The 10,432-nt window shown below is 63.5% G+C and carries 9 protein-coding genes and 1 tRNA gene; 6 read left to right on the top strand and 4 right to left on the bottom strand.

Going from position 1 to position 10,432, the window contains the following annotated elements; all coding sequences use genetic code 11:
* Positions 1 to 269, bottom strand: a 269-nt coding sequence (locus EN745_RS20870) for a TadE/TadG family type IV pilus assembly protein (RefSeq protein WP_245487783.1), incomplete at its 3' end; no start/stop codon positions are given.
* Between the two features lie 381 nt (positions 270 to 650).
* On the opposite strand from EN745_RS20870, the gene EN745_RS20865 reads away from it, so the two are divergent.
* The 4 genes from EN745_RS20865 (at position 651) to EN745_RS20850 (ending at position 6,077) form a co-directional block, all read left to right on the top strand.
* The gene (locus EN745_RS20865) at positions 651 to 2,243 is read left to right on the top strand and encodes a peptide ABC transporter substrate-binding protein (RefSeq protein WP_126055814.1); all 1,593 of its coding nucleotides are present in this window, start codon (positions 651 to 653) and stop codon (positions 2,241 to 2,243) included.
* 175 nt (positions 2,244 to 2,418) lie between these two features.
* Positions 2,419 to 3,342 (top strand): ABC transporter permease subunit, encoded by a 924-nt coding sequence (locus EN745_RS20860; RefSeq protein ID WP_126055813.1) that lies wholly within the window; start codon positions 2,419 to 2,421, stop codon positions 3,340 to 3,342.
* Entirely contained in the window at positions 3,335 to 4,456 is a 1,122-nt protein-coding gene (locus EN745_RS20855; RefSeq protein ID WP_126055812.1) for an ABC transporter permease subunit, read from the top strand. Before EN745_RS20860 ends, EN745_RS20855 begins: the two co-directional genes overlap by 8 nt.
* A gap of 1 nt (position 4,457) precedes the next feature.
* Positions 4,458 to 6,077 (top strand): ABC transporter ATP-binding protein, encoded by a 1,620-nt coding sequence (locus tag EN745_RS20850; RefSeq protein WP_127422144.1) that lies wholly within the window; start codon positions 4,458 to 4,460, stop codon positions 6,075 to 6,077.
* Positions 6,078 to 6,104: 27 nt separating this feature from the next.
* Here EN745_RS20850 and EN745_RS20845 read toward each other — a convergent pair whose 3' ends face one another.
* The 3 genes from EN745_RS20845 to EN745_RS20835 all read right to left on the bottom strand — a co-directional run bounded on the left by EN745_RS20845 (position 6,105) and on the right by EN745_RS20835 (position 7,785).
* Entirely contained in the window at positions 6,105 to 6,446 is a 342-nt protein-coding gene (locus EN745_RS20845) for a hypothetical protein (RefSeq protein WP_127422143.1), read from the bottom strand.
* A gap of 189 nt (positions 6,447 to 6,635) precedes the next feature.
* Positions 6,636 to 6,712 (bottom strand) — tRNA-Pro (locus EN745_RS20840).
* A 191-nt stretch (positions 6,713 to 6,903) separates the two neighbouring features.
* Positions 6,904 to 7,785 (bottom strand): NmrA/HSCARG family protein, encoded by an 882-nt coding sequence (locus tag EN745_RS20835; RefSeq protein WP_127422142.1) that lies wholly within the window; start codon positions 7,783 to 7,785, stop codon positions 6,904 to 6,906.
* A gap of 96 nt (positions 7,786 to 7,881) precedes the next feature.
* Here EN745_RS20835 and EN745_RS20830 point away from each other — a divergent pair, with 96 nt between their 5' ends.
* The gene (locus EN745_RS20830; RefSeq protein ID WP_126055809.1) at positions 7,882 to 8,781 is read left to right on the top strand and encodes a LysR family transcriptional regulator; all 900 of its coding nucleotides are present in this window, start codon (positions 7,882 to 7,884) and stop codon (positions 8,779 to 8,781) included.
* 45 nt (positions 8,782 to 8,826) lie between these two features.
* Positions 8,827 to 10,432: sugar phosphate nucleotidyltransferase (locus EN745_RS20825; RefSeq protein WP_127422141.1), on the top strand; the 1,606-nt coding region annotated here is incomplete at its 3' end.

Below are 10,432 nucleotides of genomic sequence, written 5' to 3'. Positions count from 1 at the left end.
TCGTAGCTCACCGAAACCACGAACTGGCTGCCGTCGATGACGCTGTCCTTGGCGTCGACCGTCAGCTTGTGCGCGTCGACGAAGGGATAGCCGGCGACGTCGTGATTGATGAAATCGGTGACCAGGGCCTGCCGCTCGGTCTGGTTCAGCCCGGCTATCGCCGTTCGCGCCGCGTCGGCGGCGATCTGCTGGACCGAATGGCTGGCTCCGAAATAGATGCCATATGCAACCATTCCGAGCAGAAGCAGGATGAAAAGCGGCGCCAGCATGGCGAATTCGACCGCCGTTGTCCCGACGGCATCAGCCCGGAAACGAGACCACGAAACACGGCTTTTTGGGTCCTGCAGCATAGTGCGGAGCATGCCAAATCCGCACTGCAAAAACAGAAAACGGATGGAGCAACCGCTAGGTGCAGCAAGTTGAACGTCATGTTTTTGCTTAAGTTGCCGCTGTTTTAGCGATTGCGCGCTAACTTAGCGTCAAGCGTGCACACAGCACGACTCGGTTGAAATCGGATATCTGTCTGTCTAGTGTCCTGCCACCAGCCGCCGGAAGCGATCGGTGGCACGCCCAAAAGCGACCAAAATTGGTTCAGGGGCGTCAACACGTAAAAGGTGTGGCTGAGGGGCCGCGCCGACAGGGAGAACTTCATGCTGAAAAATGTGCTGAAGGCGACGGTGTTCGCCACGACCATGGCCTTGGCCGCGGGCACCTTCTACACGCCGGCTTTCGCCGAGACCGTTTACAACCGCGGATCCGCCGCCGAGGCGGAGACCGTCGATCCGCACAAAACGTCGACGGTCTACGAAGCCGATATCATACGCGACCTGTTCCAGGGCCTGGTCATGCATGACCAGAAGACGAACCTCATCCCGGGCGCCGCGGAAAGCTGGACCGTGTCCGACGACGGCACTGTCTACACCTTCAAGCTGCGCAAGGACGGCCTCTGGTCGGATGGCAGCCCGGTGACGGCGGACGATTTCGTCTATTCGTTCCATCGGCTGGAAGATCCGGCCACCGCTGCCGAATACGCCTCGATGCTCTATCCGGTGAAGGGCGCTGAGGACTTCAACACCAAGAAAGGCAAGGCAGAGGACATGGGCGTGAAGGCGGTGGACGCCAACACGCTGGAAGTGACGCTGAAGGCGCCGACGCCCTATTTCCTGGAGATGCTGACCCACCAGGCGACCTATCCGGTCAACAAGGCCTCCATAGACAAGCTCGGCGCCGACTGGATCAAGCCGGGCAAGCTGGTTTCCAACGGCGCCTATACGCTGGCCGAATGGGTGCCCAACGACCATCTCAAGCTGGTCAAGAATCCGAAATTCTGGGACGCCGGGACCGTCAAAATGGACGTCGTCAACTACATCCCGACTGAGGATCGCTCGTCTGCGATGAAGCGCTTCGAGGCCGGCGAACTCGACAGTTATGGTGACCTGCCGACCGAACAGCTTGCCGATCTCAAGACCAAATTCGGCGACCAGGTCCGCGTCGGTCCGTATCTCGGCACCTATTATTACGCGATCAAGACCGACAAGGCGCCGTGGGACAATGTCGAGCTGCGCAACGCCATCTCGATGGCAATCGATCGCGACTTCCTCGCCGAGAAAGTCTGGCAGAACTCGATGCTGCCCGGCTATTCGATGGTGCCTCCGGGCATCGAGGGATACACGCCGGCAGTGGCCAAATACGCCGACATGCCGCAGATCGACCGCGAGGACGCTGCCAAGAAGATCCTCGAGAAACTCGGCTACACGCCCGAGCATCCGTTGAAGATGGAGATCCGCTACAACACCTCGGAGAACCACAAGAACACGGCGGTCGCCATCCAGGAGCAGCTGAAGCCGCTCGGCGTCGAGGTGACGCTGCTCAACACCGACACCAAGACCCATTACGGCTTCCTCGAGCAGAAGGGTAACTACGACGTCGCCCGCGCCGCCTGGATCGCCGACTATAAGGATCCGGAGACCTTCCTCGGCATCTCGCGCAAGGCGAGCGGCAACAACTACTCCAACTACAACAGCCCGGCCTATGAGGCTGCGATGGACAAGGCAGCCGCCGCCGGCGGCAAGCCCGAGGAACGCATGAAGGAGCTGGCCGAGGCGGAGCGCGTCCTCGTCGACGACGTTGGCCAGATCCCGCTTCTCTACTACAGCTTCCACGACATCGTTTCCTCGAAGCTGCATGGCTTCGACGACAATGTGATGGACATCCATCCGTCCCGCTTCATCTCCAAGGACTGACAAGAAACCTTGGCCGTGCCGCCGCTCCCATTTTGGGCAGCGGCGGCCGCGGTCTGTCGTCGTACCGGGCCGAAAGTCGGGTTGGATTTTCGGGAATGCCGGTGCGAAGATCAGATACGCCAGCGTTATGGGTCTTCGTTTGGAGAGCTGTCACCCTGGCTGAAGCGGGGCGCCGATGCTGCGTTATGTCTTCCGGCGGTTGTTGACCGCCATCCCGACGCTATTCGTCATCGTGACGGTGGCGTTCTTCCTGATCCGTGTCGCGCCGGGCGGCCCGTTCAACCAGGAGCGGGGCCTGAGTCCGGAAATAAGGGCCAATCTGGAAGCGCAGTTCGGCCTGGGCGATCCGCTCTGGCTGCAATATGTCCACTATCTCGGTAATCTTTTGCGCGGCAATTTCGGCCCGAGCTACAATATGCCGGATTTCACCGTCACCGAACTGTTCGCCAAGGGGCTGCCTATCTCGGTCCAGCTCGGTTCCTCGGCGCTGCTGCTGGCCTTGCTGCTCGGCAGCGTGCTCGGCACCGTCGCCGCGCTCAACCAGAACAAGCTTGGCGACTATGCCGTGATCGCGCTGGCGACGGCCGGCAGCACGATTCCAACTTTCGTCATCGCGCCGGTGATCCAGCTCCTGTTCGGCCTGACCTGGAAGCTCTTGCCGATCGGCGGCTGGGGCGACGGCGCCCTGATCAACAAGGTCGGCCCGGTGCTGACACTGGCGCTGCCGCAGATCGCGATCGTCGCCCGGCTGATGCGCGGCTCGATGATCGAGAGCTTGCGGTCCCATCACATCCGCACCGCCCGCGCGCTCGGCCTGTCCGACTGGTCGGTGGTGGTCAAGCATGCGCTTCGCGGCGCGATCCTGCCGATCGTCTCCTTCACCGGCCCGGCGGCGGCGGCGCTGCTCACCGGCTCCGTCATCGTCGAGACCATCTTTTCCATTCCGGGCGTCGGCCGCTACTTCGTCGATGCCGCTCTGAACCGCGACTACACGCTGGTCATGGGAACGGTGGTGGTGATCGCCATCTTCACCATCGTCTTCAACCTGATCGTCGATGTCATGTACGCGGTCGTCGACCCAAGGGTGCGCTATGACTGATATCGCAGCCCCGGCCCCGGCCGTCGTTGGCCGCTCGCTCTGGGGCGATGCCTGGGCGCGCCTCAAGGCCAACCGCGCCGCCATGTTCAGCCTCTATTATCTTGCCTTCATTGCGCTGATCAGCGTGTTTGGCCCATCCCTGGTGCCGCACGAATACACCACGATCTATGGCGACTATGTGCGCACGCCGCCGAGCCTTTCGGCCTATCCGAAGCCCGACATGATCCAGACCGCGCTTACCGACGCCATCAAGCGGATGCGCGTCGACATCAAGGAATGGCACCAGGACGGCAGCCGGGTCATCGTCACCGTCACCTCGACCAAGCCGATCGACGATCGCAACATCCGCTATCTCGACCGCTCAGACGCTTTCGACGGCACCAAGATCGAGAGCAAGTCGCCGGATGGTCTCGAAGCGACGATGAGCGCGTCGATCAAGCAGCAGTATTTCCTGTTTGGCACCGACAACACCGGCCGCGATCTGCTGTCGCGCACGCTGATGGCCGGGCGCATATCGCTGGCCATCGGCCTGCTGGCTGGCGTCGTGGCGGTGGTGATCGGCGTGCTCTACGGCGCCGCGGCCGGCTTTGCCGGCGGCCGGGTCGACGAGGTGATGATGCGCATCGTCGACGTGCTCTATTCGCTGCCCTTCATCTTCTTCGTCATCATGCTGGTGGTGTTCTTCGGCCGCAACTTCGTGCTGATGTTCCTGGCGGTGGGCGCCGTGCTGTGGCTCGACATGGCACGCATCGTGCGCGGCCAGGCGCTGTCGATCCGAAGGCAGGAATATGTCCAGGCCGCCGAAGCCATGGGTGTCGGCCAGCGCGGCATCCTGATGCGCCACGTCATCCCCAACCTGCTCGGCCCCGTGGTGATCTACATGACGCTGCTGGTGCCGCAGGTCATCATCCTGGAAAGCTTCCTGTCCTTCCTCGGTCTGGGCGTGCAGGAGCCGATGACCAGCTGGGGTGTGCTGATCTCGGTAGGCGCCAAGAACATCGGCAGCGCCAATTGGCTGCTTCTGTTCCCGGCCTTCTTCCTCGTCTCGACATTGTTCGCGCTGAATTTCGTTGGCGACGGCCTGCGCGACGCGCTCGACCCCAAGGACCGCTGAGATGGCCGCTGCCGAAACGATCCTCGACGTCAAGGACCTTCGCGTCCGCTTCCGCACCCTCGACGGTGCCGTTGAGGCGGTGAAGGGCATCAACATCAACGTCAAGGCCGGCGAGACCGTCGCGGTGGTCGGCGAATCCGGTTCAGGCAAGAGCCAGACGATGATGGCGGCGATGAGCCTGCTCGCCGCCAACGGCGAGGCGACCGGCGCCGTCGACTATCGCGGCCGCAACCTTTTGACGATGAGCAAGAGCGAACTCAACAAGGTGCGCGGCCGCAAGATCAGCATGATCTTCCAGGAGCCGATGACTTCGCTCGATCCGCTCTATTCGATCGGCAACCAGCTGATCGAGCCAATCCGCAGGCATCGCGGGCTGGGTGTCGCGGAGGCCCGCGAAGAGGCGTTGAAGCTGCTGCGACTGGTGCACATTCCCGATCCCGAGCGGCGGATGAAATCCTATCCGCACGAAATGTCGGGCGGCCAGCGCCAGCGCGTCATGATTGCCATGGCGCTCGCCAATGATCCCGACATTTTGATCGCCGACGAGCCGACGACGGCGCTCGACGTCACCATCCAGGCGCAGATCCTGATGCTGCTCGCCGAATTGCAGCGCAAGCTCGGCATGGCCATCGTCTTCATCACCCACGATCTCGGCATCGTCAGGCGCTTCGCCGACCGCGTCTATGTCATGCGCCAGGGCGAGGTGGTGGAGGAGGGCGAGGCGGAGACGCTCTTCGCCAACCCGCAGCACGCCTACACCAAGATGCTGCTGGCCGCCGAGCCGACCGGCTCCAAGGCGCCGCCGCCAGCCGGTGCCCCAGTGATGCTCGAGGGCCGCAATGTCGAAGTGGTGTTCAGGATCGGCGGCGGCTTCCTCGCCGGCGAGCCGCTGATGCTGCGCGCCGTCGACAACATCTCGATCCGCCTGAAGCGCAACCAGACGATCGGCATCGTCGGCGAATCCGGTTCCGGCAAGTCGACCCTCGGCCGCGCGCTGCTCAGGCTGCTGCCCAGCGACGGTCTCATACGTTTTGGCGACCGCGACATCTCCGACGCCGATCGCCAGGCGATGCGGCCGTTGCGGCGCGCGATGCAACTCGTCTTCCAGGACCCGTTCGGCTCGCTGTCGCCGCGCATGACCGTCGGCCAGGTGATCACCGAAGGGCTTTTGGTGCACGAACCGTCGCTCACCGGCAAGCAGCGCGACCAGCGCGCCATCGAGGCGCTGCGCGAAGTCGGGCTCGACCCCAATTCGCGCAACCGCTATCCGCACGAATTCTCCGGCGGCCAGCGCCAGCGCATCGCCATCGCCCGTGCCATGATCCTGAAGCCGAAGCTGGTGGTGCTTGACGAGCCGACCTCGGCGCTCGACCGCTCGGTGCAGAAGCAGATCGTCGAGCTGCTGCGCAAGCTGCAGGCCGACCACGAACTGTCCTACCTGTTCATCAGCCACGACCTCGCCGTGGTCCGCGCCATGGCCGACTACATCATCGTCATGAAGCAGGGCAAGATCGTCGAGGAAGGGCCGACGGAGGCGATCTTCAGCAATCCGCAGGCCGGCTACACCCAGACACTGATGAACGCCGCGATCGATACGGCGCGCTTCCGGATGAGCGCGTGATCTGAAACGTCACCTGTCAGAGGCAAATCATTGCGTGGACGCGCACTGACGCTTTCGCGCCGTGACTATCGCCTGCTGCTGTTGCTGCAGTCGTTCGATTTTGGCCGTTTCGCGATTGGCCACGACCGTTTTCACACGCTCGCCGCCCAGCAGCCAGTTCGGCACGCTGGTATTGGCGACCTTGCCGCGTGCGATGGCGGTTTGCGAGATCTCGGTGGCGGTGTCGCCGAGCGCGACGTTGAGTTCCGGGCAGCTCATGCGGTCGTATTTGCCCGAATCGATCGAGGCAAACCTCGAGGAGCAGCCAACCGCTACGAGCAGCACAGTGATCAAGGTGAATGGGAGCGCTGCCGTCGGCGCGGACTTCATACTTTCACCTGCTCTCGCCGTTCCTCAGTCCCGCACGCCCGTCGAACCAGGGTAGGGCCGCCCCATTAGGTCAAAGCGAGAGCCTGTTGTCGAGCACAATGGAAGGCCAGAGGCCGTTCCGCTCGATTTGCGGCGCAGATGGGTGATTTCGGGAGCGGGAGGCAACAAACATCTAAGTGTTTGTTTTTCTGGTCGGAGTGGCAGGATTTGAACCTGCGACCCCATCGTCCCGAACGATGTGCGCTACCAGACTGCGCTACACTCCGTGACCAGACCGCGGGCTTATAGCCGCCGCTTTTCGATCCTGCAAGCGCCAATGGCAGTACGTCTGTCGCATTTCGTCACATTCGCCGCGGGCTGTTGAAATCTTCGGGCTGGCTCAGCGATCCGCTGCGCGAAAAGGGCAAGCGGACCAGCACGATGGACTGGCTGATCCGCTTGCCGAAACCTAGCGCAATCAGGCGGCTGACCGATCGAGCATGCTCCAGTCGAACGCGCGCGCCCAGTCGGCAAAGCTGTGCCAGCGCACCTCCTGGAATTCCTTGTGCAAGGCGGGGATGTCGACGTCGTAGCCGACGCTGTCGAACCATTCGAACATCAACGCCGCATCCTCGCTCTGCTGGCGGGCCATGGCGATCGGGATCTCCTGGTAGCCGATCGGGCGGCCGATGGCCTGCGACAGCACTTTCGCCTGCTCTTCGCCGGAGAGTTCGTCGCCAGCGAAATCGAAGCGCTTGCCGAACACCCGCTCGCGCCGCTCGGCGAGCGCAGCGACGAAGGCGCCGATATCAGCCAGCGCGACCAGCTGCAGCGGGCGCTTGGCGGGCACCGCAAAGGCATGCGCGCCCTGGGCCAGCGCGCCGAGCGACCAGGGTGCCGCGAAATTCTCCATGAAGGCGACCGGGGCGCTGATCGTATAGGGGATGCCGAGCCGCTCGATGTGCTGCTCGACCAGATATTTGCTTTCGAAATGCGGGATGCCGGTCTTCTTGTTGGCGTCGGCGACGGACGAATAGACGAGATGCCCGACGCCGGCAGACTTGGCCGCATCGGCGGCAAGGATCCCCTGGCGGGTCTCTTCCTCCATGCCGGCCTCGGTCATGGTGCCCATCAGGAACATGGTGTCGACGCCGCTCGCAGCCTTGATGATGGACGCAGCATCGAAGAGATCGCCGGCCACGATTTCGGCCCCGGCCGCCGCCAGCTGCCGTGCGGCCTTGCCGTCCGGCGAGCGCGTCAATGCCTTGACGCTGTGGCCCTTGGCAAGAAGGGCGCGTGCGACGGCGCCGCCTTGCTGGCCGGTGGCACCGGTCACCAGAATGTCTCTTTTGGTGGTCATCTGTTTGCTCCTTGTTTGCGTGGAGCAAAGTTAGAGTTTGCATCATTGATGCATAATTGCCTATAATTGGAAAATTTTGTCCCATTCTAGGATACAATGATCGACCTCAACGACATTGTGGTCTTTGCCCGCGTTGTGGAAGCCGGCAGCTTCACCGCCGCCGCGCGCCTGCTCGCCATGCCCAAAACCACGGTCAGCCGCCGCATTGCCGCGCTTGAGCGGGAGGTCGGCGTCCGCCTGCTGCAGCGCACGACGCGCAGCCTCAACATGACAGATGCGGGGCGTCTCTATTACGAGCAGAGCAGCCAGGCGCTGCGGGCGATCGAGCAGGCCAATCTGCGCCTTGCCGAAGCGAGCGCGGAGCCATCGGGCACGATCCGCATCTCGGCGCCCGTCGGCTTCGGCGCCTATTTCCTCAACCGTGCCGTGGTCGACTTTCTCGAGATCTATCCGAAGACCAAGGTCGAGCTCCGCCTGACCGACGACAAGCTCAACCTGGTCGAGGACGGGATCGATCTCGCCTTCCGCACCGGGGTGCTTCAGGATTCGACACTGATCGCCCGCAAGCTCGGCTCGACGCACAGGCAACTCTGCGCCAGCCCGGACTATCTCGCGCGCCATGGAGCGCCGGAAGCGTCGGCGGACTTGGCGCACCATCAATGCGTCATTGCGGGCCCCTCGGCGGCCGGCGCCCACTGGGTGCTGGACGGACCGCAGGGCCAGGAGACGGTCACGGTCTCCGGGCGCTTCGCCGCCAACGAGATGCAGGCGGTCGTCGCCGCCGCGATTGCCGGCTATGGCATCGCCCAACTGCCCTATGGAATAGCGGAAGCACTTATCGGCGAGGGCCGGTTGCGCCGGGTGCTGAAGGAGCATACCACCCCGGCCGGCGGCCTCTATGTCCTCTATCCCAGCAGCCGCCACCTTTCGCCTCTGGTCAAGGCCTTCGTCGATCTGGCGACCGAGCGGATTTCGAATCGGGTAAACAGTGCTTAAAGCTGTACGTTGCTCGACAAAACAACTTATGAGTGTGAGACATAAATGAGCCAGCGCATCGTCAGTTTCGTCATGAGCGGCGGCATCGGCTCGCGGCTCTGGCCGCTGTCGCGCGAGGACAATCCCAAGCAGTTCCACGATTTTTCCGGCGACGGCTCGATGCTGGCCAAGACCTTGCGCCGGCTGGCGGCGAGGCCCACCGGCGAAACACCGATCTTCCTGATCGCCTCCGAGCGCCATGCCGAGCGCGTCCATGTCGACCTCGCCGGGCTCGACCTCGCCGGCGGCGGCCCGCTTTTCGAGCCGGCCGGCCGCAACACCGCGGCCGCTGTCGCACTCGCCACATTGCGCACGCTCGCCGAATTTGGCGACAGCCTGATGCTGGTAGTGCCGTCCGATCACCAGATTTCAACCGCCAAGCAGTTCTGGCGCAGCGTCGAAGCCGGAGCGGAGGCGGCGAGCGCCGGTCGTCTAGTGGTGTTCGGCATCAAGCCGACCCAGCCCGAGACCGGCTATGGCTATATCGAAGTCGCCGCTGACACCGACGGCATCTTCGATGTCTCGCGCTTCGTCGAGAAGCCCGACCTCGCCACCGCGCAAGCCTATGTCGAAGCCGGAACCTTCTACTGGAATACCGGCATCTTCCTGTTCCGCGCCGGCGCCATGCGTGACGCCTTCGCGGCGTTCCAGCCCGGCATCTGGCAGGCCACCGAAGCCGCCTACAAGGCGGCGACATCGGATCTTTCCGGCCTCTATATGCCGCTCGATCTCTATTCCGCCATTCCCTCGACCTCGATCGACTACGCCATCATGGAGCGGGCCAAGGGCATCGCCATGGTGCCGGCGGGTTTCCGCTGGAACGACCTCGGCTCCTGGCAGTCGCTGCTCGACGTCGGCCCCTCAGACAAGGACGGCAATGTGATCGTCGGCGATGTCGTCGCCATCGATTGCGAAAACTCCTACATCCGCGGCGAGGGCCGGTTGCTTTCGGCCATCGGCATGAAGGACGTCGCCATTGTCTCGACCGCCGACGCTACCTTCGTGGCACCCGTCAGCCACAGCCAGCACGTCAAGAAGATCGTCGAGCAGCTGGAGAAGTCGGGCCGGCTGGAAACGAGGTTCACGCCGGCGCATGATCGCGTCATCGAAAGTGGCGCCTGGCGACAGCGCGTGCATCACTGGCTGTTCGACGAGACGCTGCCGCTGTGGTCGACGTCGGGCGTCGACGAGCGTAATGGTGGCTTCCATGAGGCGCTCGGCTTCGACGGCTCGCCGCTGATGAAGCCGAAGCGCGTGCGCACCCAGGCCCGCCAGGTCTATGCCTTCGCGGTGGCCAAGGAGCGCGGCTGGACCGGCCCGGCCGACCGGCTGATCGCCCATGGCATCGATTTCATGGCCGGCAAGGGCCGCACCGCAAGGGGCGGCTGGGTGCGCACGCTCAACATCGACGGCTCGGTCGCCGATCCGGTCGAGGACGCCTACGACCATTCCTGCGTGCTGCTGGCGCTGGCGCACGCCCATATATCGGGCCATCCCGATGCCTTGCGGCTCGGCGAGGAGACCTTCGCCTTCCTCGACGCCCATCTCGAGGACAGCCGCATGACCGGCTTCCTCGAAACATCCGATGGAGCGGGCGAGCGGCGCACCAACC

The organism is Mesorhizobium sp. M4A.F.Ca.ET.022.05.2.1 (genome assembly GCF_003998845.1).
In the GTDB taxonomy this organism is placed as follows: domain Bacteria; phylum Pseudomonadota; class Alphaproteobacteria; order Rhizobiales; family Rhizobiaceae; genus Mesorhizobium.
The sequence above is the reverse complement of the archived record's forward strand: the minus strand, read 5'-3'. Positions and strand labels throughout refer to the sequence as shown.